We start from the raw sequence: 24,618 nt of genomic DNA, 5'->3' as shown, positions 1-24,618 counted from the left end.
AAGGATTTTTCATGAAACACAGAATTATTAGAGTTATTATAACAGCAATAATTATAATTATGGCATTTATATTACAAAGTGAATTTTCGCTGGCTAACTTTAACATTGTTGCCACACCTAATCTACTTTTATTTGTAACCTGTATATTTGGTTTTATGCGTGGTTGCAATTATGGAACGGTTACAGGCTTAATATGTGGTTTACTTGTGGATATTTTCTTTGGGGATGTTATTGGTTTATATGCATTAATTTATATGTATATAGGTTTTTTCAGTGGCTTATTTAAAAAGATGTTCTACAGCGACCATGTTTTTATGCCAATGGTTTTAGTTTTTACTAATGATTTAATATACAATCTATTAGTTTACACTTTTAGATTTATATTGAGAAATAAATTAGATTTTTCTTTTTATTTCTGGCAGATAATGTTCCCTGAAATGATAGCCACAACATTTATAGCCTTTTTATTCTATAAGTTATTTTATTTATTAAATGAAAAAATATTAACAATAAAACAGGAGAGTACATTAAGTTTTGATAAGTGATTTTTTATATACAATTTTAAAAATAATTAAATCAAGAATATTTATCGTAAGCGTAATAATAATAGCTTTATTTTCAGGTTTGATTTATAGAATATTTGACTTACAGATAATTAACGAAAATTATTACATGAGCACATATATTCAAAAATCTGAGAAAACTGTTTATAAATCAGGTACAAGAGGAAAGATTTTGGACAAAAAAGGCAAAGTTTTAGCTTATGATGAATTAGCTTATGCCGTAAGAATTGAAGATAAAATCGACAGTTCTGACAAAAAGAATAGTCAGTTAAATGCTATTGTATCAAAAGCAATTAAAATAATTGAAAAAAACGGTGACAAGATTTCAGTAGATTTTCCAATTATATTAAATGACGATGGAAAATGGGAAGAAAATTTCACATCTGATGCTTCAAAGAAATTATTTATGACAAATCTTTTTGGTAAAACCTTAAAGAAAAACAACCATGATTATTCAAATGCTTCAGTAGGCGAAATCATTTCTTATTTGAAAAATGATTTATTTGAAGTTACAGAAAAATGTAGTGACCAAATGTTACTTAAAATTTTGGCAATCAGATACAATGTTTATGCCATATCATCACAAAAATATGTTGGTGTAACAATTGCCACTGATGTGTCAAATGGAACGATGGTTGGTATTTCTGAAAATGAAGCTGACTTAACAGGGGTTACAGTAGAAGAACAGACAATTAGAAAATATAATATGAGCAAATATTTTGCTCCTATTATCGGTTATACAGGAACCATTTCAGATGCCCAGTTAGAAGAATACAAAAAACAGGGCAAAAATTATATTGCAAGTGATATAGTTGGTAAATCAGGTCTTGAAGCCTCAATGGAGGAATATCTTCAGGGGAAACGTGGAGAAGAAAAAATATTTGTTGACAACACTGGAAAAGTTTTAAGTGTTATATCAAAGAAAAATTCTGCTGCAGGTAATGACATTTACCTAACAATTGATTCTAAATTGCAAAAAGCTGTTTATACAATGCTTGAGAAAAAAGTAGCGTCAATTTTAATATCAGAAATTGTAAACTATGATATTGATGAATCAAAAGAAACAGATGACAAATTGCATTATATACCTGTAAAAAAAGTATATGCACAGCTTGTAACTAACAATGTAGTAAGTTTGAAACACTTATCAAAGAAATCTACAACAAACGAAGCAAGAGTATATAGTAAATACAAATCAGGTGTCCAGACAGCCACAGCCAAATTAAAGGCCGACTTAAATTCTAACGGTGTAGTTTATAATGACTACAGTTCAGAATTTCAGGAATATTGTGATTATATTTATGATTTACTTAAGAATGATGGTATATTAATTTCATCTTCCATAGATACTAACGATTCCACTTACAATAAATATGTAGATGGAAAGATTAGTATAAATGCATTTATAAAATATGCAATAAAGAAGAACTGGATTAGTTTAGATAACCTTGATGTACAGGACGAGTATCTTTCAACAAGTGAAACTTATGATTTAATTGTAAGTCATATTATAAAAGACGTTAAGAAAAATACATCTTTTGGTAAGCTTGTTGTTAAGTATTTGATTAATGACTCAACAATATCCGGCAGTGAAATATGTATGCTTTTATTTGATCAGAAGGTTCTGAAAATGGACCAGAGTGCTTATAACACTTTATCAACCTTTGATAAATATCAGACTTTCCGCTTTATTGTAAAGCAGATAAAAGAATTAAAGATTACACCGGCACAGATTGCTCTTGATCCATGTTCAGGTTCGGTTGTAATTACAGATCCAAGAAATGGTGATGTTCGTGCAATGGTAACATATCCAAGTTATGACAATAATATGTTATCAGGTTCTGTTGATTCAGAATATTGGGCAAAATTAGTTGATGACCAATCAGATCCTTTGTATAACAGAGCAACTCAGGGTGCAACAGCTCCAGGTTCAACTTTCAAGATGACAACTGCTTTGGCTTCATTATCTGAAGGTATTATTACACCTGGTAGTACAGTTGATGATACAGGTGTGTTTAAGAAGATAACACCGTCACCAAAATGTTGGATTTATCCAAAGGGGACACATGGATATCAGAACGTTAGTGAAGCTTTGGCAAATTCATGTAACTATTTCTTCTACGAAATGGGTTACAGATTAGGTAAGTCTAATGGCACATCCTATGACAGTGCAGTTGGTCTTGATAAAATGGAAAAATATGCCACAAAACTTGGCTTAAACATGAAATCAGGTGTTGAAATTACTGAGAGAGAACCTCATTTTTCAACAGAAAGTGCTGTCCACTCAGCTATTGGACAGGGTAGCAACGCTTATACACCGGCGCAGCTTGCAAGATATGTATCTACAGTAGCTAACGGCGGTAAAAATTATAATTTAACATTACTTGATAAAGTTAAATCAAGAAAAGGTAAACTTGTTTTAAACAACAAAGCTAAAATGACAAATAAGGTAGAAGCATCACAAAGTACATGGAATGCAATTCATTCAGGTATGAGACAGGTAGTTACATCGGGTACTGTGCGTAATTATTTTACAGATACTAAAATAACTTTTGCCGGTAAATCCGGTACTGCTCAGGAGAATTTGCATCGTAATTCCCATGCTTTATTTGTGGCTTATGCGCCTTATGACAATCCAAAGATTGCTATATCAACTGTATTACCTTTTGCCAACTCATCACACGATTCAGCAGAATTGGCAAAGAACTGTGTACAGTATTATTATGGTGAACTTACTGATAAAGATTTAAAGAAAGCTGTTAAAGGTGAAGATTTAAAAAATACTACTCAGGATTAATTTTTTCCAAAATAAAGTACAAAAGATAATATAAGTATTTTATTTTAGGAGGGAATAATGGGAGAAGTAATTGTAATCACTTCAGGAAAAGGAGGTGTTGGAAAAACAACCATCACCGCCAATTTAGGAATAGCTTTATCTAAATTAGGAAAAAGTGTTATCGCAATAGATACAGATATTGGTCTTCGTAATTTAGATGTGGTTATGGGACTTGAAAATCAAATAGTTTATAATCTTGTAGACGTACTTGAAGGGACGTGCAGATTAAGACAGGCTGTTATAAAGGACCGGCGATACAACAATTTGTATTTATTACCAAGCGCCCAATCCAAAGATAAAGATTCAGTTACACCACAACAGATGATTGATTTGACTTCATGTTTAAAAGAAGAGTTTGATTATGTTTTAATCGACTGTCCTGCCAGTATTGAACAGGGCTTTAGAAATGCCATTGCAGGTGCAACAAAAGCAATTGTTGTAACCACACCTGAAGTTTCGGCTATAAGAGATGCTGACAGAATAATAGGGCTTCTTGAAAAAGATGGCATTAATCCTATTTATTTATTAATAAATAAGTTACGACCTGACCTTATTAGAAAAGGTGAAATGATGTCCGGTCAGGACGTAAAAGAAATTCTTAACAGCGATGTTATCGGTTGCATAAATGACGATGTAAATATTGTTATCGCAACAAATAAAGGTGATTCTGTAGTAAACATGAACACATCATCTGGAAAAGCAATCAACAAAATTGCAGAGAAAATCGAAGGTACATATCCTCTTTATGAAAAAGAAGAACACAAATTTTCATTAATGTTTTTCAAGCAACTTTTCGGTAAGGGGGTAACAAGATGATTTTCAGAAAACTATTCAGACGTAAACGTTCAAGTAAAATTGCTAAGGAGCGTTTAGAAATATTATTAGTAACAGATAGAATTGGATGTAACCCATACACAACTGAGTCCATAAAGAAGGACTTAATTAGGGTTATTTCAAAATATATTGAAATTGATACAGATAAATGTATTGTTGAAATACATCATGAGAAAGGGCCATGTCTAATGGCAAACATACCAATTAAAGAGGTTAAGGTTTAATGATACGAAAAATATTTAGCACAATTAAAAACTACAAATTATCTAATTTGAATTTTAGATTACTGATTTATGTATTAGCAGTAACATTTATAGGAATTTTTTGTATAGGAAGTGCAACAGAAGGAGAAGACTTTCAATTTAAACAAATTCTAGGATTTGCACTTGGAATTATTGTTCTTATTATTTTTACATTGCTAAGCTATAAATTTGTTTTTAAGTTTTATTGGTTAATATATGCAGCAACAATTGTTTTACTTGCACTTGTTATGGTTGCCGGTACAACAAGCAAGGGAGCTAAAAGATGGATAGATTTGGGCTTTGTTCAATTCCAGCCGTCTGAAATTGCAAAAGTATTCCTTATTATATTCGTTGCAACTTATTTGTATAAAAGAAGAGAAACACTTAATACATTTAAAACAATTGCCGGTGTTACATTATTTGCAGCCATGGTATTCGGTTTAATATTTTTAGAGCCGGATTTATCAACAACTATAGTTATTTTTATAACATTTTGTGCTATAATGTTCTTATCGGGAATTCATTATAAGATTGTTACCGGAGTTATAATTATTTCTATACCAATTGTTTTGGTTTTAGGATATTATGTATCACAGCCTAATAACAAAATATTAAAAGGCTATCAATATTTAAGAATTGTTGGTTTCTTTCAGGAAGATAACGCTAAAGCAAAAGATTTACGTTACCAGCAGGAGAACTCACTTCTTGCAATTGGTTCCGGTGGCTTAACAGGTAAGGGACTCGATAATAACGATATTACATCAGTAAAAAACGGTAATTTAATATCAGAATCCCATACTGACTTTATCTTTACAATTGTTGGTGAAGAGTTAGGTTTTATTGGTGGTGCTGCGGTTATTATATTATTATTACTTATTGTATTAGAATGTTTTATAACCGGCTCCAGGGCTCCAACCTATTCGGGACGGCTGTTCTGTTATGGTTTTGGTGTTTTAATAGGGACCCAGACTCTTGTAAACATAGCAGTTGCTACAATGCTTTTACCGAATACAGGTGTTACTTTACCATTTGTAAGTTATGGTTTAACATCATTGTTAAGTTTGTATTTTGGTATAGGTGTTGTATTAAATATAGGATTACAAAGAACGAAAGCCATGCTTTAATAAAGCGAAAATATACTGTAAAATATAAGGAGGATGTTTATGAATATTGGATTAATTGCACATGACTCTAAGAAGAAACTAATGCAGAATTTCTGCATAGCATATAGGGGAATTTTATGTCAGCATTCATTATACGCAACAGGCACAACAGGAAGATTAATTGAGGAAGCAGCAAATTTAAATGTTTACAAATATTTAGCCGGTCATTTAGGTGGTGAACAGCAGATGTGCTCTCAGATAGAACAAAATGACTTGGATTTATTAATTTTTTTAAGAGATCCTGAAAATCCAAAATCTCACGAGCCGGACATACACAAAGCAATTCGTTTATGTGATATTCATAATATTCCGTTAGCAACTAATGTTGCTACAGCAGAGCTTTTAATTAAGTCATTAAATCGTGGTGACTTAGAATGGCGTGAAATGTATAAGAATTAAATAATAAATCAATAAAAGGAAGTAAAAATGTTAACATCATTTAGCAAGTTGGTTAATGATGTTATTTGGCATAGATACTTCCTTTTATTAATGTACTATTTAGTTATTTTTCTCCGAGAGATAATACTCTTCCAAATAAACTAATTAAATATAATCCACATAAACCGACTACTGCATAAACAATTCGTGAAATCCATGACATTTGGCCAAATAGAAATGCAACCAAGTCAAATTTGAAAAAACCAATAAGTCCCCAGTTAATTGCACCTATTATAGTAACAACTAATGCAAAATAGTCTAATCCTTTTGAATTCATATACTTACCTCCTTTATCAGCTTATTTATATGTTTTCCCATTATTACAAAAAAATACATTCCTAGTTTTTTTATTTAAAAACAGCCTATTTTAGTTGACTTACAATGTATTTTATACGATAATTATATGAGGTTTAAGGAGAACTTATTATATATGAGTACACAAAAAGACAGACAAAAAACTAAATTTTTAAATATTAATGTTGGAATCGTTATATTCGGTCTTATTTTAATATATTTGTTTATAAATATTGTTATATATTTTACAACAGAAAGGACAAAATACTACGAAGTAACTGCAGGTTCTAACGCAGAGAAATTGGACAATTCTTATCAGGGAATTGCCCTTAGAAAAGAAATTATAAAATATGCCTCTCAGACAGGTTACATTGATTATTTTATAAGAGAAGGTTCAAGGGTGTCAAAGAACTCTACTTTATATAGTATTGATTCAACAGGTCAGTTAAGTGACATACTTTTAGATTCCAGCAAAGATAATTCTAAGCTAACAGATGAAAATCTCTCTAAAATAAATGATTTATTAAATGATTTTACAAATAATTTTGATGACATGGATTTTTCATCTATATATGATTTTAAAAGCACAATTAAGGGCACGGTTGTTGACTTAATAAATATGAATTCTTTACAAAAGATGGCAAAAGAAAAAGGTGATATTTTTTCAATTCAGAAATCTCAGGCAACAGGTATAGTGCTATATAGAGTTGATGATTACGAAACAATAACACCTAAGAAAGTTAAAGAGTCCGACTTTGATAAAACTCATTATACAACAGCTCATTTTTCTTCAGGTGACAAAATAGAAAAAGGTTCACCTATTTATAAAACAATAAATGATGAAGAATGGAACATTGTTTTAAAGTTTAACAAAAGCGATATAAAAAAATACAAAAACACTTCAAAAATTTCAGTTAAGTTTTTGAAGGACAATTTAACAACAACAGCTAATTTCAAAATTGTAAAAGGAAAAGACAAGAAGAAATATGGTGTTATTACATTATCTAAATATGCAATAAGATATGCAACAGACAGATTTTTGGATGTAGAAATTGTTGAAACACCTGTATCCGGATTAAAAGTTCCTAAATCTTCAGTTGTTACAAGCAAATTATATGTTATTCCAAAAGAATATAGCAAAAAAGGTGAGAATGGCAACAGTATAGGATTTAACCTACAGAATTCAAAAACTAATAAATCTGAAATATACTATCCACCGATCGCATACAGCGACGATGACAACTACTATGTAGCCCAGTCTTATTTTGAACCAGGGGATGTGATAACAAAATCCGATTCACATTCAAGCTATGTAGTTGAACGAACAAGGGATTTTATGGGCGTTTACAATATAAATAACGGTTACACCGTATTTACAATTGTTAACATATTAGATACTTTAGATGAGTATTACATTGTGGCAAATGAAACATCCGGTCTTGAAATATATGACCGTATTGTATTAGATGCAAGCAAAGTTTCAGAAAATCAGATAATTTTCCAATAGAAAGGGTGAATATAAATGATACTAGATAATATAAAACAGGTAGAAGAAAACATTATTAAATCCTGCGAGAAAGTTGGACGTGATCCAAAAGAAGTTACTTTAATTGCAGTAAGCAAAACCAAACCTTACACAGCAATAGAAGAGGCTCTACCATCTGGAGTTTTGGATTATGGTGAAAATAAAGTACAGGAATTAACTGAAAAATACGAGATTTTACCCAAAGACATAAGATGGCACATGATTGGTCATTTGCAGCGAAATAAAGTTAAATATCTTGTAGGTAAAGTTGAATTAATCCACTCTGTTGATTCTTTAAGACTTGCAAATCAAATTGAAACAGAATTTGCAAAGAAAAATGAAATTGCCAATATCCTTATTGAAGTTAACATGGCAAATGAAGAAAGTAAGTTTGGTATTACATCTGAGACAACAGAACAATTAGTACGTGAAATAAGTAAACTTGAGCATGTACGAATCAAAGGCTTAATGACAATTGCGCCATATACGGACAATCCTGAAACTAATAGAGAATATTTCCGTAACATGAAGAAATTATCGGTTGACATAACAGAGAAAAACATTGATAATGTTAGTATGAATGTGCTTTCAATGGGAATGACTGGTGACTACCAGGTTGCAATAGAAGAAGGAGCAACAATGGTTAGAGTTGGAACCGGAATTTTTGGAGAAAGAAACTATAATATTTAAATTAGGAGAATAATATGTCAAAATTTGGAGATAAAATAAAAAGCGTATTTACAATGGATTATAATGATGAATATGATGATGATTACTATGATGATATTGACGATGAAATCGAAGAAGAAATAGATCATCCAACACCATCCAGAAGATCTGCCGCAAAAACTGAACGTCATGAGGAAGAAGAAGCTCCACGTTCAACAACACACACACGAAGCAGAGCCGCTCAATCCACAAGAAGTTCCAGAAGTTCAAGAAACAGTAAGGTTGTACCTATGAGGGGTTCTTCATCAGGAACAGATATGGAAGTATGCGTTATCAAACCAACACATTATGAAACTACAAAGGAAATTATCGATACATTATTAGATGGCAAGTCAGTTGTACTTAATTTAGAAGGTATCAAAATTGATTTAGCACAGCGTATTGTTGATTCAGTTATTGGCGGTTGCTATGCTATTTCAGGAAATCTTCAGAAAATCAGTGGTTACATTTATTTAGTAACTCCTCATTCAGTAGATATTACGGGCGATTTTCAGGACTCTGTAAACGACAGCACAAGTGACTATTCATCACATAATTATTCTTCCAGAGGAAGTTATTAGAACCGGGACATGTTAATATTATGAACAAAGACGAATTATTTTTAACTAACAGAATCAAAGAATTAGCTCGTATTTCATACGACCGTAATATTTATACATATTCTGATTTTCTAAATATTAATGAACTTAGTATATTTAATCAAATAAAAAATACATTACCTCCTGTTAATATAGATGTTACAGGAGGTAATAATTATGCAGAAAGAAAGATTTTAGTATTTTCTCCACAGGAGATATATTATACTGAACATATTCCTATTTCTGTATTACACATAGCTCCTATTAATTCCAAATTTTCAGACACTTTAAGTCACAGGGATTATTTAGGTGCTATTTTAAATTTAGGCATTAACAGAAGTAAAATCGGCGATATTTTTACTAAGGGAAAAGATGCTTATGTTTATTGTAAAGAAGATATTGCTGATTATATAATTGATAATTTATTTAAAATAAAACACACTCAAATAAAAATCAATTTGTCAGATTCAACTGATTTAGAAATTGTTCCTAACTTAAGAGAAGTAATGGGAACTATTTCAAATGTACGTTTAGACAGTCTTATTGCAACTGCTTTTAAAGCAACCAGAAACAGTATTATACCATTAATTGAAGAGAAAAAAGTTTTCATCAATGGAAAATCAACCACATCTAATGGAGCAACTGTTAAAGAAGGCGATATTGTATCTGTAAGGGGCAAGGGTAGATTTATTTATGATGGTGTGCTTAAAGAAACGAAAAAAGGCAGAAATTTAATTAAAATAAGAGTTTATGAATAATTAATATTTAATATCAAATACATAATAAATAAGGAGACAGAAATGATAAAGGCATTAGAAAACTTATCAAACAGAATAACAGTAAACTACGAGGAAAAGCCATGCTACCACATAGTTTTCTCAGATTCTTTTACAAATCTTTTAGAAGAATTAGAAAAATTTAATATAAAAAACAGAAAATTATGCATTGTTACAGAATCAAAAGTTGGTCCTTTATATGGAGAAGAACTTTTAAATCTCCTAAAGCCACACTGCAAACAGATTATTTTACATGAATTTAAAGCTGGAGAACAGTATAAGAATTTGGACACAATTAACAACATTTACGAAGATTTAATCGTAAATAAATTTGACAGAAACGATATGCTTCTTGCTCTAGGTGGCGGTGTTACAGGAGACATGACAGGTTATACTGCAGCAACATATTTAAGAGGTATTGATTTTGTTCAAATTCCAACAACATTATTATCTCAGGTAGATTCAAGCATTGGTGGCAAAACAGGTGTTGACTTTAAAGCTTATAAAAATATGGTTGGTGCTTTCTACATGCCTAAATTAGTTTATATGAATTTAAGCACTTTAAATTCCCTTCCTGAAAGAGAATATTTATCAGGCATGGGCGAAGTTATCAAGCATGGTATTATTAAAGACGGTGAATATTTTAACTGGCTTAAAGAAAATATTGACGGTGTTTTAAATAAAGATTATGAAACATTACGTCAGTTATTATTTGTTAGTTGCAATATAAAAAGATGTGTTGTTGAAAATGATCCAAAGGAAAAAGGCGAACGTGCACTACTTAATTTTGGCCATACAATTGGCCATGCTATTGAAAAAACAAAGAACTTTTCTCTTTTACACGGAGAGTGCGTTTCAATTGGAATTAACGCTGCATCATACATATCATACAAGAAAGGTTTTATTACCAAAGGCCAGTACGATGAAATATTAGATGTACTTAAATTATATAAGTTGCCAATTGAGACATCAGATATTAAGGCTAAAGAAGTTGTTGAAGCAACTTTAAACGATAAAAAAATGGATTCAGGAATTATTAAGTTTATCGTAGCTAATTCTATAGGCGAAGCCTCAATCAACCGTGAAATTTCAAAAAATGATTTGTTAGAAAGTGTTAAAAAGGTAATTGTAAATGAATAAAACATTAATATTAAACCTAAAAATGCTTGTTTTTGCATTGTTTTTAGTTGTCATTGATCAGATAAGCAAATATGCTGCTATAATTGCTTTAAAAGGCAAAAATGACTTTCACATTATAAAAGATGTATTATTATTACATTATTTAGATGGTGGAAACAGAGGGGCAGCCTGGGGAATGTTCTCCGGCAAAATATTAATGTTTATTATATTTACTTTAATTGCAATATTTTTTATATGTATTTTCAGTAGAAATGTTAATTTACTGTATCAAAAAACAAATAATAAAATATTCTTAATTTTAAATATATTTTTATCAATGTTGCTGGCAGGAGCAGTAGGGAACTTAATTGACAGAGTAGTAAGAGGCTATGTTGTTGATTTTATCTATTTTAAACCAATTAACTTTCCTGTTTTCAATGTTGCCGACTGTTATGTAACAATTTCATGTATTGGAATTGTTTTATTATGCATATTAAAAATTAATGAAGAAGATTTTAACACAATAATTTCTTTAAAGAAACATTAAAAATAATAAAATGATATATACTTGACTTGAAAGGAATTAATAGATTAAATATGTGTGAAACTTATTACGTGGATTCATCTAATAAAAATATACGTTTAGACAAATATTTAACAGATTTATTAGATAATAATTCCCGCAATTATATACAGAAATTAATTAAAAATGGCGATGTTTTAGTTAATGAAAAATCATCTAAGGCAAACTATAAAGTTCAGGAAAATGATTGCATAACAATTAATATTCCTGAGCCGGTTACAGCTAATATAGAGCCTGAAAACATACCTTTAGATATTATATACGAAGATGATGATGTCTTAATCGTAAATAAACCTAAAGACTTGGTTGTACATCCTGCACCAGGACATTATACAGGTACTTTGGTTAATGGAATAATGTATCATTGTAAAGACAATTTATCAAACATTAACGGTGTTTTAAGACCTGGAATTGTACATCGAATTGATAAAGATACAACCGGCGCCTTAATAATTTGTAAAAATGATTACAGCCATAATTTTATTGCTGAACAATTAAAAGAACATACAATTACAAGAAAATATTGGGGTATAGTTCAGGGACGTTTCGATGAAACTGAAGGTACAATAGATGCACCAATTGGCAGACACCCTACAAAACGTAAGGAAATGGCAATTAATGAACGCAACGGAAAACATGCAGTTACCCATTACAAAGTTTTAAAACAATTTGATAAATACGCTTTATGTGAGTTTCAATTAGAAACCGGTCGTACACATCAGATTAGAGTTCACATGGCAAGCATAAATCATCCGTTACTTGGTGACGATGTTTATAACCATAACAAATGTCCCTTTAAATTACAGGGACAATGTTTGCATGCAAAAACAATTGGGTTTATACATCCTACAACAAAAGAATATGTAGAATATGAAGCACCTATTCCTGAATATTTTAAGAATTTAATTGAAAATGTGCTTTAAAAAGCTTATTAAGCTATATTTATACTATTTTCTTTGGCATACTTTTCGTTAAACTTGTCTTTTGCGAATAGTTGTGTTATTCTAATTATAAGTTTTATTATGTTATAAGTAAAAAAAATCTAATTAATAATGTAAAATAGATAAAAAAATTATCTGCTTCTTGAAATTATAATTTGCTATATATAACGTTATTTAAGGTTGTATTAAATATTTATATTTAATACAATAAGCATAAATGAATATATTAGTTAAATTAGTCTATTAACAGAATTATCAATTGCTAGTTCGATTTATATTTAGATTAATACTATAATTAAAAGACGAATAAAACTGTAAACGGTTTTATTCGTCTTTTTCAGATTCTTAATAAACGCAGCATATATATAATTCACTATATTGTTTAATTGGGAGGTTTAAATTTGAAAGAACAAAAACTATTTAGTTATGTCCGCCAGGCAATAGACAACTATAATATGATAAATGATGGAGATAAAATTGCTGTGGGTATATCCGGCGGTAAAGACAGTTTAACTCTACTTTATGCATTGAAAAAACTTCAACGATTTTATCCTAAAAGCTTTGATTTAATTGGTATAACAATTAATTTAGGTTTTGGTATACAAGATTTCCATCAAATTAAGAACTATTGCTCTAATTTAGATGTTGATTTACATATTGTGGAAACACAAATTTCAGATATTGTTTTTAACAAGCGAAAGGAATCTAATCCATGTTCTTTATGTGCAAAAATGCGTAAAGGGGCTTTAAACAATCATGCAAAGGAGCTTGGTTTCAATACAATTGCTTATGCTCATCACAAAGATGATATGATAGAAACAGCAATTATGTCTTTGTTGTATGAGGGGCGGTTCCACTGCTTCTCTCCTGTTACTCATTTGAGTAATACTAATTTAAAAGTCATCAGACCGTTAATGTATGTGCCTGAAAAGGAAGTAATTGGCTTTGCAAATAAATATCAGTTGCCGATTGCTAAAAATCCATGTCCAGTTGATGGTCATACAAAACGAGAATATATAAAGAATTTAGTTAAAACATTAACCAAAGAAAATCCAGGCTGTAAAAATAGTATTTTTACAGCTTTATGTAACAAGAGTTTTGATTAACCCAAATATTTAAGGAGTTTAGATATGCCAAACATTGAAAAAAATAACACAACGAGAAATTACCATGATCAGGTAATAATAAATAACGAATTAAAATTAAGAGAATTACAAAAAAAATTACCATGGTTTTGCAAGGATTTTTTTAGAGGAATTGAGCCTACTACTTCTTCCCGTACACGTATTGGTTATGGATATGATTTAATTGTTTTCTTTAATTATTTAAAGGAAAATAATCCTGATGCGGAAGATAAAGAAATCACCTCTCTACCACTGGATATTTTAGATAAAATTACTGCAACAGATATCGAAGAATATCTTGAATATTTAAAGTATTATGTAACTGAAGATGGCAAGGAGCATATTAACAAAGAACGTGGCATAATGCGAAAACTTGCCTGTCTTAGAACATTATACAAATACTTTTATAAAAAAGAGATGATTAAGACTAATCCTGCTTCTATTGTAAGTATGCCTAAAATCCATGAAAAGGAAATTATAAGATTAGACGCAGATGAAGTGGGCAATTTACTTGATGAAGTTGACACAGGCGATAAGCTAACGAAATCTCAACAGAAATTTCATGCTAAAACTAAAACACGAGATTTAGCAATATTGACTCTTCTACTTGGAACTGGTATTCGTGTTTCTGAATGTGTTGGTATTGACATAAATGATATTGATTTTAAGAATTCCGGTATAAAAATCCGTCGTAAAGGTGGCAACGAAACCGTTATTTACTTTGGTGAAGAAGTTGAAAAAGCTCTCTTAGACTATATTGAGGAAAGAAAATTAATTGTTCCTATATCCGGTCATGAAAATGCACTCTTTCTTTCTATTCAAAAAAAACGAATCGGTGTTAGAGCTGTAGAAAATTTAGTCAAAAAGTATTCTTCCTTAGTTACTAACTTGAAAAAAATTACGCCTCATAAATTGAGAAGTACCTATGGCACTGCTCTTTATAAGGAAACCGGTGATATTTATCTTGTAGCAGATGTTTTAGGTCATAAGGATGTAAATACTACAAAAAAACATTACGCAGCTATTGAAGACGAACGTAGACGCAAAGCCAGAAACGCCGTCAAACTAAGAAAAGATTAAAAAATAAGAAAATCTAAACATAATTTAATAAAAAAGCGATTCAAATACTACTCACAAAATATTACTACTCACAAATATTGTAAATATATAAAAAAATTGCCGCAAATGAATATGTGCGTTAAACATTTGCGGCTAACTAAAGATATATATGGTATAAAATAAAGGCAAGCTTTATTTATACTCGTTTGAATAATATGAAACAACTAAATAACTTCCACTGTTAATCTTATCGCTAACAAGATTATTATTCTTCTTAACCTCATCAATATAATCCTGTACAGATACATCACTATTAATTGTGTACTTCTGAGCAATAGATGTTAATGTATCACCTGGTTCAATCTGGTAACTTGTGTAATATTTATATAAAGGATTCTTACCTGTATTATTTGCATTCACATTATATAAATTAACAAATGTGGCACATATTAAAAACATTGCTATACATGTAACACCAACAATAACTATTCTTCTCCGTAACAGATTAACTCTTCTTTTCTTAATCACGTCTCTTCTGCCTGTATTCATTATATCTTCCTCCTCGCATAGCTCTTTTAGTATGTATTGCTTATCCCTTTGAGAACATCTGTTCTTGTTCTGTAATGTTATATTATCATCCGAACAAATGTTTGTCAATATATTTTCGAACATATTTTCGAAATCTTGTTGTTTTTTATCAGGAACTATGTTAATATTATCATATAGGTAGTCCCATAAATGGTACTTTTGAAAAAAGGAGGTAAAAAATTTTATGCCAGGAAAAATTAGTGAAAAGCAGCAATTGATTTTAGATTACATAAAAGAAGAAATTTTGAAAAAAGGTTATCCACCTACAGTTAGGGAAATATGTGAAAGAGTTGGCTTACGCTCTACTTCTTCCGTTCACTCACATCTTAATACATTAGAAGAGAACGGATATATAAGACGAGATCCTACTAAGCCACGTGCAATCGAAATAATTGATGATGAATTCGGTTTAACAAGAAGAGACATGACTAATATTCCAATTATTGGACGTGTTGCTGCCGGTGAACCACTACTTGCAGTTGAAAATATCGAAGATTATTTTTCTCTTCCTACAGAATTTCTACCTAACAATGAAACTTTTATTTTAAAGATTCAAGGTGAAAGCATGATTAATATTGGTTTTTATGACGGTGATTTTTTAATTGTAGAGAAGGTCAACTCTGCTAATAACGGAGACGTTGTAGTTGCTTTAATAGATGATTCGGTTACAGTTAAGACTTTTTATAAAGAAAATGGTTATATTCGTCTTCAGCCTGAAAATGACAATATGGATCCTATTATAGTTGATGATTGTACAATCGTTGGTAAAGCATACGCTTTATACCGTAAGATAGTTTAAGAAAAATAGTTTAAGAATCGTAAGACAGTATAAAAAGAATTTTAGAACTAATATAGTTGTAACGATTGCAATTATATTAAACTTATTGAATTAAAAGTTATATTAAGACAATTATATTAAATTAATTCTTTTAATAATTAATTCTTTTAATAATTGATTGTTTTATTATTATTTTATTATTATGAGGTATATAAAAAACGTAGTTTTTAGATGTTTAAAAACTACGTTTTTTACTTTATATAAGCTTTTAATTGCTTATTACTATAATGAAACAATAATATAATTATTTATATTGTTACTCATATTATCTGATTAATAAGCTAAGCATTTATCAAGGCTTTCAATAATTGCCTCTTTATCCATATCATGGCCAATAAATACAACCTTAATCATTCTGTCTCCTACTTCTTCGTCCCAATCATTTACCAATGTAGGATCTTCTTTCATCATTTTAGCTCTAACTCTACGAGGAGCTGTTGCAACCCACTGTCCCGCATTGCTAATGTTAATCTGTTTTCCTGCCTGTTCAAACATATATGCATCATTGTTATTTTCAGCAGCCCAGATAATACCTTTTGCTCTAATGATTGTTTTTGGCATTTCATCTAACCAGTCTTCAAATTTTTCTTTTGCAAATGGTTTTCTTCTGTAATATACAAAAGTTCCAATACCATATTCCTCAACTTCACCTTCTCCATGGTGATGATGGTGATGGTGTCCATGATGGTGACCTTCTTCATGGTCATGATGTTCGTGTTCATGGTCATCTTCTTCGTCATGATGATGTTTATGGTGCTCGTCCTCATGGTCGTGGTCGTGATGATGTTCATGTTCATGGTGATGGTGATGCTGGTGTTCTTCATGGTCATCTTCTTCATGATGTTCTTCATTATCAAATGATTCTAATTCCTGAATCCAACCTGCTGACATACTTGCCTGTTCGAAATCAAATCTCTTTGTATCAAGAATTTCATCAACATCAATTTCACCATAGTTAGTTTCAAACATAACAGCCTTAGGCTGAAGTGTTCTAATAATCGCTTTTACTTTAGCTAATTGTTCAGGTGTAACTGTGTCAACCTTATTTAAAATAATCGTATTACAGAATTCAATCTGCTGAATTAAAAGATTTTCAATATCTTCTTCATCAATATCATCTTTTACAAGATTGTCACCACAACCAAATTCGTCTGCCATTCTAGCTACGTCAACTACAGAAACGATATTATCAAGTCTTGCTAATTTTGCTCTCTTGTCATAAGAACCATCTAACATACAAATTGACTGAGCAATTGGAATAGGTTCGCAAATACCACTTGCTTCAATTAAAATATAGTCAAATTTTCCTGACTGTACCAAATCTATAATCTGATTAATTAAATCTGCACTTAATGTACAACATATACATCCATTCTGAAGAGGTACAAGATTCTGATCCTGTAATGTAGCCTGTCCGCCCTTTGCAATAAGAGATGCATCTACATTTACTTCACCAATATCATTAACGATAACGGCTACTTTATAACCCTTCTGGTTTGTAAGTACCTGATTTAATAATGTTGTTTTACCTGCTCCTAAATATCCTGTAAGTAATGTTACAGGAACCATTTCTCTTGCCATAATAGCACTTCCTTTCCTAGTATTACATATATTAATCTATAATAGTTTTATTAATTAAATATGAAATTTATTTTAAACTTAATTAACTAAATAAAATGCACTATATCCCGGCATTTTAAAGCATTCTCCTATTTCCATAGGCTTATTTGTAATTAAATCCGTATATGTGTGATTTTTCACTTCACAGTATGCATCAAAGGCATTTTCTTCTGCGTTAATGCAAACATAAACTGTTTCATTTTCAGTAGCGCGCTTAAAAATACACTGTTTATTTGTTAAAAGCACTGATGTAAAATCACCATAATTTAAGCCAACACTGTTTTTCTTTGCTGCACTTAAATTACTAATAAATTGTGTAAGTTCATTAAATTCCGGTTGGTCAAATGAAGGTCTAAGTGCAGGATCTCCCTGAGACTTATCTGCCTTTGTTCCCCATTCGCTGCCATAATAAACACATGGTATCCCCGGCATGCCAAACATTAAGGCATATATAAGTGGTAAATGCTTTTCATTTGTCAGAATGCTTGCAACTCTTGTAACATCGTGATTGTCCACAAAAGACAATAAATGTTTTCCTTTATACAATGTCCATTGCTCAGGTCCAAACTGACGTAGCAATGAATGATTAATCTCAAACATATTCATACTGTTAAAACTTGAATAAAGACCTTTATAACATTCATAATTTGTTGCTGAATTAAGCATTTCATCATTCATTCTCTGGTTATAGTCACCATGAAGCATTTCTCCAACTAAAAAGAAATCTTCTTTTAAAGAATCAACATGTCGTCTTAATCTTCTTAAGAAATCAAAGTCAAGGCAATATGCAACATCTAATCTGATACCATCTATGCCAAATTCATTTATCCAAAAAGAAACAGCATCTAATAAATATTCCACAACATCGTTATTTTGAAGATTTAATTTAACTAAATCATAGTTGCCTTCCCAACCTTCATACCATAAGCCGTCATTATAGTTGGAATTGCCGTTTAAGTCTATGTGAAACCAGTTTAAGTATGGTGAATTTTCTCTATTCTTACATACATCCATAAATGGTTCAAATCCACGTCCCACATGATTAAAAACACCGTCTAAAACAACTTTTATGCCATTATTGTGTAAGTCCTCACACAACCCTTTAAAATCTTCATTTGTGCCTAATCTTACATCTATCTTTTTGTAATCTCTTGTATTATATCCATGAGTATCTGACTCAAATAGCGGAGAAAAATAAATTGCATTTGCACCAACTTTCTTTATGTGTGGAATCCAGTCATGTATTTTTTTAATACGATGCTGTAAGTTGCCATCATTTTCCAAAGGTGCGCCACAAAATCCTAAAGGATATATTTGATAAAAAACACTTTCATATGCCCACATTTTTTTTCCTCCTAATAAATACAATAATATACTGAAAATTATATAAACAAATATATCTAACGTTAAAAATACAATATCTTAAATTTTAAACTATTTAATTATTAATATAATTTTAAAAACTAATATTATAAAAGAAACGTTATCTAAATTTCTATACATAATTTTATAAATCTGTAACTTCCAAATGTTTTCCATCACGCCAGATTCTTTCTAAATCATAGAATAATCGGTCTTCTTCATTGAAAACATGAACAATAATATCACTAAAATCCATTAATATCCAATTAGCGTTATCAAAACCTTCAATATGTTTTGGCTTGCAGTCAACTTTATACATTTCTTCTTCAACGCTGTTAGCTAATGCCTTAACCTGATTTTCGTTATTACCACCTGCAATAATGAAATAATCAGCTAAAGTTGAAATTTCTGAAATATCAATAATTGAAATATTAATTCCCTTTTTCTCATCTAATGCATTATATGCAATTTTTGCTAATTCTCTTGATTCCATTTTATTCTCCTAATTTGTTTTTATAGTAGTCAAATGCTTTCTGCGTATAGCTGTCAATAATTTGATTTTTACTTTTCAAATAATCCAATGTATCTTTTAAAATACTATAAGTCAGCAAATCTAAATTTTGAAGCGAAATACTTCTTAGATATTCTAAATTAGGCTGCACAATTCTACCTGGTTCAATATAGTCAGCACAGAAAATTATTTTTTCTAAATCAGACATGTTTTCCTTACCGGTAGTATGCCAAATAACAGCATTTAAAACATTCTCATCTACTATACCATATTTTGTTTTTGCAATAAAAGCGCCAACTTTTCCATGTAGAAGATATGGTGCTTTTTCTTCATAGTCTGTCACTAAAATATTGTTATCCTTACAACATTTAAGTAACTGTGAATCTGAATAGTATTTAGCACAGTCATGTAATATACCGGCTAAATACGCTGTATTTGGATTAACGTTAAAGGCTTCTGCCATTTTCTTTGCTGTTTCTGCCACACCTAAAGTATGTTCATATCTGTGTTTGTTTAAGATATTTTTCAAATCTGCCTTAATTTTGCTAAGAGACCATGCCTTATTTATATTTCCATCTGTATAGAGATTATTTTCTACAATATACTCATATACACCTTTAGGCAATAAATCTTTTGCAGCTTCTATTTTATGTGTTCGTATATCACTGGATGAAATATCAGACTCCTTAACATTAAGTAAATAAACATTAGCAGCCACTTCTTCTTTAATCTTTTCAACTATACTTTCTATATTAAATTGATTTTCATCCTTTCTATTAATAATAACCAAATTGGCATTTTTTAGAATCACAGCTGGCTGATACCAGCTAGTAAAAGTTGCAGCAGAATCGCCGCCAATTATAAAATAAAGATCATCTTCTTTATGCTCTGATTTTAGTTTGGTTAAAGTATCAGCTGTGTAACTTAAGTGGTTCTTTAACTCGTAGTCAAAAAGCTCAATATTTTTTTCATTAGCTACCGCCAACTTAATCATGTTTACACGATGAAAATCTGATGTAATATTTTTTGTATTTTTGTGTGGTGGACATGGTGAAGGCATGATATATACTTTATCTAACTTTAGCTGTTTTAAAGTTTCTTTTGCCATATATATATGTGCCTTATGAATGGGATCAAATGTACCACCTAAAATTCCTATTTTCATAATAACTCCACTAAACTTATGGAAGAATAATCTTTCTGTCTTTTTCATCCTTTGCAGGTCTATATAAGACAATTTTTCTTCCGATTACATGAACAACTGTAGAACGGGTTCTGTCAGCAATAACCTCTGCAATGTTCTTTGGTTCATATAAGCAGTTTTTCAAAACATTTAACTTTATAATTTCACGTTTCTCTAATGCTTCATCAATTGCTGCTGTAATTTCAGGTGTTACAGCAGATTTTCCAACCTGAAAAATTGGATCGATTGTAGCAGAGATTTTTCGTAAATAAGCTCTTTGTTTGCTATTCATAATCCACTCCTTACTTGTAATATTCAAACTGGTGACCGTATAACTTAACTGTGTCACCTTCTTCGATTCCTAATTCTTCTAACTGTTCAAGAATACCATTGTCCTTCATAAATTTCTGGAAGAACAAGAAACCTTTTTCAGACTCAAGGTTAGTATAACCAAGCATTCTTTCGATTTTTGGTCCTTCAACAGCATATAAACCATCTTCAACTTTTTCAACTGTGTATGGTAATTCTGATGTAATAATGTAGTCTTCAGGATTATATTCCTGTTCGTATACAACAGGTGCATCATCAAACTGATCTAATAAACTTCTTACATAGAAAAGAAGTTCTTTTAAGCCTTTACCACTAACTGCCGATATAGGATAAACCTTAATATCAGGTTCAAATTCAGCTTTAATTTTGTCGATTACTTCATTTGTATCACCATAAATTGCATCAATTTTGTTAGCTGCAATAACCTGTGGTCTTTTTAATAAATCAGGATTATATTTTTCTAATTCATTATTAATTGCCTTAATATCAGCTATTGGATCTCTACCTTCCACTGAGGCTGCATCAATCATATGAATAATAACTTTTGTTCTTTCAATATGTTTTAAAAACTGATGTCCCAACCCGACGCCTTCTGAAGCACCTTCAATAAGTCCCGGTATATCAGCAATAACAAATCCTTTTCCACCATCTAAATCTACAACACCAAGGTTTGGATTCAATGTTGTAAAATGATAATTGGCAATCTTTGGATCTGCATTTGTCACTCTTGAAAGCAAAGTTGATTTACCAACATTTGGAAATCCTACAAGACCAACGTCTGCAATACTTTTAAGTTCAAGTGTAACATTTAATTCCATGCTCTTTTGTCCAGGCTGTGCATACTGTGGTGCCTGCATTGTTGCTGTTGCATAATGCTGGTTTCCTTTACCACCGCGACCACCTTTTAAGATAATCATTCTCTGATTATCACCACTCATATCTGCTACGATTTTTCCTGTTTCTTCTTCTCTGACAATTGTTCCTTCAGGAACTTTTATAATAAGGTCTGCACCGTTTTTTCCTGTTTTGTTCTGCTTGCCGCCTTCCTGTCCCGGCTCTGCTTTAAAATTATGTTTATGTCTAAATTCGTATAAAGTGTTAAGTCCTTTGTCTACCTGAAAAATAACGTCTCCGCCTTTTCCACCGTCTCCGCCGTTAGGACCACCATTTGGAACATATATTTCACGTCTGAAAGATACATGTCCATCTCCACCTTTTCCTGACTGTATGAAAATTTTTGCAAAATCTGCAAACATAATAATCCTCCACGATTGTATTGTTAATATAAATAATGAGTTACCTTTTAATGTTAAAATAGGCTTCAAATCAAAACTGACTTGAAGCCTAATAGTGTCTGTGTTTAATTATTCAGCTACAGGGTATACAGAAACCTGCTTTCTGTCTCTACCTTTTCTTTCAAATCTTACGATTCCGTCTGAAGTAGCAAATAATGTATCGTCACCACCACGTCCAACATTTACGCCTGGGTGAATCTTTGTTCCACGCTGTCTATAGAGAATGTTTCCAGCCTTAACAAACTGTCCGTCTGCTCTCTTAGCGCCAAGTCTCTTTGATTCTGAGTCTCTACCGTTCTTTGTAGAACCCATACCTTTTTTATGAGCGAAGAACTGAAGGTTCATCTTCATCATAGCTATACCTCCTTATAATCTAATGTTATAAAATCTTTGTATTCTTTCTCTAACTGCTCTAGTCCTAAAACTAAAGACTTTATTAAAAGTTCAGCTTCTTTACTAATATTATTGGAAAATTCAAAATCAATTATACCATCATCTTCATGCTCAAACTGAGTATATTCATCTGATGTTAACTGTTCAATTGAATTCACAAAATTAATAGCGAGAACTGATAGTCCTGCACAAACAATATCTTCTCCTGCCTCTGCATATCCGGAATGACCTTCCATACAAAAACCAACGTATGTATTGCCTCTGCAATAAATGGTTATTCTTGTCATAAAACCACCTGATTAAGCGTTAATCTTATCGATTGTAACTGCTGTATACTGCTGTCTATGACCATTCTTTTTATGATAACCAGTTTTTCTCTTATACTTGTAAACGATAACTTTCTTAGCCTTACCATCTCCAACTACTGTAGCTTCAACTGTAGCTCCTTCAACTGTTGGATTTCCAACCTTACCGTCAACATAAAGAACCTGATCAAAAGTAAACTTAGAACCAGCTTCAGCACCAAGCTTTTCTACCTTGATAGTTTCGCCTTCTGAAACTTTGTACTGTTTACCACCTGTTGCTATAATTGCGTACATTATGGGCACCTCCTATTACTCATTACTCGCCAGTTTCGGTGATTGCAAAAGCAATGCTTATAACCACACTGAGCGGCATACCATAGTATAATAGCATACACTAATTTACTTGTCAATTTTTTTCTCGTTGTTTTTTATTTATTTTTTTGTTTTTTTACTTGCCTTAATCTTAAAAGATTTTTTTACCCACTTGCTATAAACATCCTCTTCAATAAGATTCAACTTCTTAGCTCTAACTCTTACATAATATTTCTTGCCTTTTTTAAGTTTCTTAACTGTATAAGAAGTTTTCTTTGTAGTTAAAGTTTTAGCCTTTGTAAACTTTTTACTTGTTGAACACTGAACTTCATAAGAAACTGCATCACTTACTTTCTTGAATTTAATTGTAGCCGATGTAGTCTTTGCCTTAGCTGAAGTTTTCTTAACTTTTGTTTTAGTTATTTTTGTATTTGCAATTGTGTTTGCCTTCTTAATTTTTGCTTTAACACTTGCCATTGTTTCATTTTTATTTGTTGTAGCAAAAAGTTCTGTTGTTTTGTCTAATGCCACCTTATATGATACTGTTTTCTTATCTGCAGATAATGTACCGTTAGTTGATACAATTTCTTTTGGGAAAGTAAATGTAATATTCATTTCAATATCATCTGTGTTTACTGCAGATAAATCCGCAGCACTGTCTACAGTTTCAGGTTTAATTAACTGATAAACTGTTTCAGTTGATAAAAAACTGTTTGGACCTGCACCATAGTCAACAGTCAGCTTGCCTTTTCTTAATGTTTGCTTGTTCTGAAGTTTTATGTAAGATTTTCCATCAATAACTTCCTCACTATATGTTACATTGCTTGATGCGGTATTTTTTTTAAGCTGATTTTGATATTCTCTCCAAAAATCATTAATCTGGGAATCAGTTGCCCCCATTTTTTTAAGCGTTTCGTTTGCCTGTGACTTATTAATAGTGATTAGCATTTCTGCATTACCTGTGCCGTTTGAATTAAGTTTCATGTTTAAATCAACCTGTGCACAGCCTGTAAATACCATAATTACAGCTAATAATAATGCTGCAATTTTTGTTATACGATTTTTCATATAACCTCC

Annotated in this window: 28 protein-coding genes; 16 read left to right on the top strand and 12 right to left on the bottom strand. The window is 31.0% G+C overall.

The features are described from left to right. Window positions 1-11: 11 nt before the first annotated feature. Genes mreD through ACQY63_RS02525 form a run of 6 tightly spaced genes read left to right on the top strand, consistent with a single transcriptional unit; the run spans window position 12 to window position 6,037 of the window. Window positions 12-545: a rod shape-determining protein MreD gene (mreD, locus tag ACQY63_RS02550; protein ID WP_022166104.1), complete on the top strand. Its 534-nt coding sequence runs from the start codon at window positions 12-14 to the stop codon at window positions 543-545. Then, a complete protein-coding gene (locus ACQY63_RS02545; protein ID WP_428244665.1) occupies window positions 535-3,360 on the top strand; it encodes a penicillin-binding transpeptidase domain-containing protein in 2,826 nt (941 codons plus the stop codon). Before mreD ends, ACQY63_RS02545 begins: the two co-directional genes overlap by 11 nt. Window positions 3,361-3,417: 57 nt before the next feature. Continuing rightward, window positions 3,418-4,215 carry a septum site-determining protein MinD gene (minD, locus tag ACQY63_RS02540; protein ID WP_428244664.1) on the top strand — a complete coding sequence of 266 codons (798 nt, stop codon included), beginning with the start codon at window positions 3,418-3,420 and terminating at the stop codon, window positions 4,213-4,215. Further along, window positions 4,212-4,457, top strand: a complete 246-nt coding sequence (gene minE / locus ACQY63_RS02535; protein ID WP_022166107.1) for a cell division topological specificity factor MinE — start codon at window positions 4,212-4,214, stop codon at window positions 4,455-4,457. The genes minD and minE overlap by 4 nt, the downstream gene beginning before the upstream one ends. Further along, window positions 4,457-5,599: an FtsW/RodA/SpoVE family cell cycle protein gene (locus tag ACQY63_RS02530; RefSeq protein WP_412622121.1), complete on the top strand. Its 1,143-nt coding sequence runs from the start codon at window positions 4,457-4,459 to the stop codon at window positions 5,597-5,599. Before minE ends, ACQY63_RS02530 begins: the two co-directional genes overlap by 1 nt. A 39-nt stretch (window positions 5,600-5,638) precedes the next feature. Continuing rightward, window positions 5,639-6,037 carry a methylglyoxal synthase gene (locus ACQY63_RS02525; RefSeq protein WP_022166108.1) on the top strand — a complete coding sequence of 133 codons (399 nt, stop codon included), beginning with the start codon at window positions 5,639-5,641 and terminating at the stop codon, window positions 6,035-6,037. Between the two features lie 103 nt (window positions 6,038-6,140). Here the strand turns inward: ACQY63_RS02525 and ACQY63_RS02520 are convergent, their stop codons facing one another. Beyond that, window positions 6,141-6,353: a DUF378 domain-containing protein gene (locus ACQY63_RS02520; protein WP_022166109.1), complete on the bottom strand. Its 213-nt coding sequence runs from the start codon at window positions 6,351-6,353 to the stop codon at window positions 6,141-6,143. A gap of 153 nt (window positions 6,354-6,506) precedes the next feature. Here ACQY63_RS02520 and ACQY63_RS02515 point away from each other — a divergent pair, with 153 nt between their 5' ends. From ACQY63_RS02515 to ACQY63_RS02475, 9 genes are all read left to right on the top strand, one after another. After that, window positions 6,507-7,877, top strand: a complete 1,371-nt coding sequence (locus ACQY63_RS02515; RefSeq protein ID WP_412334954.1) for an HlyD family efflux transporter periplasmic adaptor subunit — start codon at window positions 6,507-6,509, stop codon at window positions 7,875-7,877. Between the two features lie 15 nt (window positions 7,878-7,892). Then, the gene (locus ACQY63_RS02510; protein WP_412334953.1) at window positions 7,893-8,585 is read left to right on the top strand and encodes a YggS family pyridoxal phosphate-dependent enzyme; all 693 of its coding nucleotides are present in this window, start codon (window positions 7,893-7,895) and stop codon (window positions 8,583-8,585) included. Between the two features lie 14 nt (window positions 8,586-8,599). Beyond that, window positions 8,600-9,184, top strand: coding sequence for a cell division protein SepF (locus tag ACQY63_RS02505; RefSeq protein ID WP_022166112.1), 585 nt, complete (start codon window positions 8,600-8,602; stop codon window positions 9,182-9,184). A 20-nt stretch (window positions 9,185-9,204) separates the two neighbouring features. Continuing rightward, on the top strand, window positions 9,205-9,960 hold the full coding sequence (locus tag ACQY63_RS02500; protein ID WP_022166113.1) for a YlmH/Sll1252 family protein: 756 nt from the start codon (window positions 9,205-9,207) through the stop codon (window positions 9,958-9,960). Window positions 9,961-10,002: 42 nt separating this feature from the next. Beyond that, entirely contained in the window at window positions 10,003-11,118 is a 1,116-nt protein-coding gene (gene aroB, locus ACQY63_RS02495) for a 3-dehydroquinate synthase (protein WP_412334951.1), read from the top strand. Further along, entirely contained in the window at window positions 11,111-11,644 is a 534-nt protein-coding gene (gene lspA / locus ACQY63_RS02490; protein ID WP_022166115.1) for a signal peptidase II, read from the top strand. Before aroB ends, lspA begins: the two co-directional genes overlap by 8 nt. Before the next feature lie 50 nt (window positions 11,645-11,694). Then, on the top strand, window positions 11,695-12,603 hold the full coding sequence (locus ACQY63_RS02485; RefSeq protein ID WP_022166116.1) for an RluA family pseudouridine synthase: 909 nt from the start codon (window positions 11,695-11,697) through the stop codon (window positions 12,601-12,603). A 419-nt stretch (window positions 12,604-13,022) separates the two neighbouring features. Beyond that, window positions 13,023-13,727: a tRNA lysidine(34) synthetase gene (locus ACQY63_RS02480; RefSeq protein ID WP_428244663.1), complete on the top strand. Its 705-nt coding sequence runs from the start codon at window positions 13,023-13,025 to the stop codon at window positions 13,725-13,727. A gap of 24 nt (window positions 13,728-13,751) precedes the next feature. After that, window positions 13,752-14,825, top strand: coding sequence for a tyrosine-type recombinase/integrase (locus ACQY63_RS02475; RefSeq protein ID WP_022166152.1), 1,074 nt, complete (start codon window positions 13,752-13,754; stop codon window positions 14,823-14,825). Between the two features lie 171 nt (window positions 14,826-14,996). On the opposite strand, the gene ACQY63_RS02470 is transcribed toward ACQY63_RS02475, so the two are convergent. Beyond that, on the bottom strand, window positions 14,997-15,353 hold the full coding sequence (locus ACQY63_RS02470; protein ID WP_022166151.1) for a LysM peptidoglycan-binding domain-containing protein: 357 nt from the start codon (window positions 15,351-15,353) through the stop codon (window positions 14,997-14,999). Between the two features lie 223 nt (window positions 15,354-15,576). On the opposite strand from ACQY63_RS02470, the gene lexA reads away from it, so the two are divergent. After that, entirely contained in the window at window positions 15,577-16,191 is a 615-nt protein-coding gene (gene lexA / locus ACQY63_RS02465; protein ID WP_302690354.1) for a transcriptional repressor LexA, read from the top strand. Window positions 16,192-16,503: 312 nt separating this feature from the next. On the opposite strand, the gene ACQY63_RS02460 is transcribed toward lexA, so the two are convergent. The 10 genes from ACQY63_RS02460 to ACQY63_RS02415 form a co-directional block, all read right to left on the bottom strand. Then, window positions 16,504-17,811, bottom strand: a complete 1,308-nt coding sequence (locus ACQY63_RS02460) for a CobW family GTP-binding protein (protein WP_022166150.1) — start codon at window positions 17,809-17,811, stop codon at window positions 16,504-16,506. Between the two features lie 78 nt (window positions 17,812-17,889). Then, entirely contained in the window at window positions 17,890-19,194 is a 1,305-nt protein-coding gene (locus tag ACQY63_RS02455; RefSeq protein ID WP_302690356.1) for an alpha-amylase family glycosyl hydrolase, read from the bottom strand. A gap of 163 nt (window positions 19,195-19,357) precedes the next feature. After that, complete coding sequence (rsfS, locus tag ACQY63_RS02450) at window positions 19,358-19,705, bottom strand: ribosome silencing factor (RefSeq protein WP_022166148.1); 348 nt, start codon at window positions 19,703-19,705, stop codon at window positions 19,358-19,360. A gap of 1 nt (window position 19,706) precedes the next feature. Further along, window positions 19,707-20,888 carry a nicotinate (nicotinamide) nucleotide adenylyltransferase gene (nadD, locus tag ACQY63_RS02445; RefSeq protein WP_428244662.1) on the bottom strand — a complete coding sequence of 394 codons (1,182 nt, stop codon included), beginning with the start codon at window positions 20,886-20,888 and terminating at the stop codon, window positions 19,707-19,709. A 16-nt stretch (window positions 20,889-20,904) separates the two neighbouring features. Then, entirely contained in the window at window positions 20,905-21,198 is a 294-nt protein-coding gene (gene yhbY / locus ACQY63_RS02440) for a ribosome assembly RNA-binding protein YhbY (protein ID WP_022166145.1), read from the bottom strand. 10 nt (window positions 21,199-21,208) lie between these two features. Next, a complete protein-coding gene (obgE, locus tag ACQY63_RS02435) occupies window positions 21,209-22,492 on the bottom strand; it encodes a GTPase ObgE (RefSeq protein ID WP_428244661.1) in 1,284 nt (427 codons plus the stop codon). 108 nt (window positions 22,493-22,600) lie between these two features. After that, complete coding sequence (gene rpmA, locus ACQY63_RS02430) at window positions 22,601-22,885, bottom strand: 50S ribosomal protein L27 (RefSeq protein WP_117999615.1); 285 nt, start codon at window positions 22,883-22,885, stop codon at window positions 22,601-22,603. 2 nt (window positions 22,886-22,887) lie between these two features. Continuing rightward, on the bottom strand, window positions 22,888-23,211 hold the full coding sequence (locus tag ACQY63_RS02425) for a ribosomal-processing cysteine protease Prp (protein ID WP_428244660.1): 324 nt from the start codon (window positions 23,209-23,211) through the stop codon (window positions 22,888-22,890). A 12-nt stretch (window positions 23,212-23,223) separates the two neighbouring features. Then, window positions 23,224-23,523 (bottom strand): 50S ribosomal protein L21, encoded by a 300-nt coding sequence (rplU, locus tag ACQY63_RS02420; RefSeq protein WP_022164756.1) that lies wholly within the window; start codon window positions 23,521-23,523, stop codon window positions 23,224-23,226. A gap of 138 nt (window positions 23,524-23,661) precedes the next feature. Continuing rightward, window positions 23,662-24,609, bottom strand: a complete 948-nt coding sequence (locus tag ACQY63_RS02415) for an LppM family (lipo)protein (RefSeq protein ID WP_022164757.1) — start codon at window positions 24,607-24,609, stop codon at window positions 23,662-23,664. Window positions 24,610-24,618: the final 9 nt, after the last annotated feature.

The sequence above is a fragment of the Eubacterium sp. Marseille-QA0814 genome (genome assembly GCF_965119675.1).
Lineage (GTDB): Bacteria > Bacillota > Clostridia > Lachnospirales > Lachnospiraceae > Eubacterium_G.
The sequence above is the reverse complement of the archived record's forward strand: the minus strand, read 5'-3'. Positions and strand labels throughout refer to the sequence as shown.

Excerpts from the sequence above, each read along its gene's own strand:
- mreD (WP_022166104.1), top strand. The coding sequence starts at position 12 with ATGAAACACAGAATTATTAGAGTTATTATAACAGCAATAATTATAATT.
- minD (WP_428244664.1), top strand. The coding sequence starts at position 3,418 with ATGGGAGAAGTAATTGTAATCACTTCAGGAAAAGGAGGTGTTGGAAAA.
- minE (WP_022166107.1), top strand. The coding sequence starts at position 4,212 with ATGATTTTCAGAAAACTATTCAGACGTAAACGTTCAAGTAAAATTGCT.
- ACQY63_RS02530 (WP_412622121.1), top strand. The coding sequence starts at position 4,457 with ATGATACGAAAAATATTTAGCACAATTAAAAACTACAAATTATCTAAT.
- ACQY63_RS02525 (WP_022166108.1), top strand. The coding sequence starts at position 5,639 with ATGAATATTGGATTAATTGCACATGACTCTAAGAAGAAACTAATGCAG.
- ACQY63_RS02520 (WP_022166109.1), bottom strand. The coding sequence starts at position 6,353 with ATGAATTCAAAAGGATTAGACTATTTTGCATTAGTTGTTACTATAATA.
- ACQY63_RS02515 (WP_412334954.1), top strand. The coding sequence starts at position 6,507 with ATGAGTACACAAAAAGACAGACAAAAAACTAAATTTTTAAATATTAAT.
- ACQY63_RS02510 (WP_412334953.1), top strand. The coding sequence starts at position 7,893 with ATGATACTAGATAATATAAAACAGGTAGAAGAAAACATTATTAAATCC.
- ACQY63_RS02505 (WP_022166112.1), top strand. The coding sequence starts at position 8,600 with ATGTCAAAATTTGGAGATAAAATAAAAAGCGTATTTACAATGGATTAT.
- ACQY63_RS02500 (WP_022166113.1), top strand. The coding sequence starts at position 9,205 with ATGAACAAAGACGAATTATTTTTAACTAACAGAATCAAAGAATTAGCT.
- aroB (WP_412334951.1), top strand. The coding sequence starts at position 10,003 with ATGATAAAGGCATTAGAAAACTTATCAAACAGAATAACAGTAAACTAC.
- lspA (WP_022166115.1), top strand. The coding sequence starts at position 11,111 with ATGAATAAAACATTAATATTAAACCTAAAAATGCTTGTTTTTGCATTG.
- ACQY63_RS02485 (WP_022166116.1), top strand. The coding sequence starts at position 11,695 with ATGTGTGAAACTTATTACGTGGATTCATCTAATAAAAATATACGTTTA.
- ACQY63_RS02475 (WP_022166152.1), top strand. The coding sequence starts at position 13,752 with ATGCCAAACATTGAAAAAAATAACACAACGAGAAATTACCATGATCAG.
- ACQY63_RS02470 (WP_022166151.1), bottom strand. The coding sequence starts at position 15,353 with ATGAATACAGGCAGAAGAGACGTGATTAAGAAAAGAAGAGTTAATCTG.
- lexA (WP_302690354.1), top strand. The coding sequence starts at position 15,577 with ATGCCAGGAAAAATTAGTGAAAAGCAGCAATTGATTTTAGATTACATA.
- ACQY63_RS02460 (WP_022166150.1), bottom strand. The coding sequence starts at position 17,811 with ATGGCAAGAGAAATGGTTCCTGTAACATTACTTACAGGATATTTAGGA.
- ACQY63_RS02455 (WP_302690356.1), bottom strand. The coding sequence starts at position 19,194 with ATGTGGGCATATGAAAGTGTTTTTTATCAAATATATCCTTTAGGATTT.
- rsfS (WP_022166148.1), bottom strand. The coding sequence starts at position 19,705 with ATGGAATCAAGAGAATTAGCAAAAATTGCATATAATGCATTAGATGAG.
- nadD (WP_428244662.1), bottom strand. The coding sequence starts at position 20,888 with ATGAAAATAGGAATTTTAGGTGGTACATTTGATCCCATTCATAAGGCA.
- yhbY (WP_022166145.1), bottom strand. The coding sequence starts at position 21,198 with ATGAATAGCAAACAAAGAGCTTATTTACGAAAAATCTCTGCTACAATC.
- obgE (WP_428244661.1), bottom strand. The coding sequence starts at position 22,492 with ATGTTTGCAGATTTTGCAAAAATTTTCATACAGTCAGGAAAAGGTGGA.
- rpmA (WP_117999615.1), bottom strand. The coding sequence starts at position 22,885 with ATGATGAAGATGAACCTTCAGTTCTTCGCTCATAAAAAAGGTATGGGT.
- ACQY63_RS02425 (WP_428244660.1), bottom strand. The coding sequence starts at position 23,211 with ATGACAAGAATAACCATTTATTGCAGAGGCAATACATACGTTGGTTTT.
- rplU (WP_022164756.1), bottom strand. The coding sequence starts at position 23,523 with ATGTACGCAATTATAGCAACAGGTGGTAAACAGTACAAAGTTTCAGAA.
- ACQY63_RS02415 (WP_022164757.1), bottom strand. The coding sequence starts at position 24,609 with ATGAAAAATCGTATAACAAAAATTGCAGCATTATTATTAGCTGTAATT.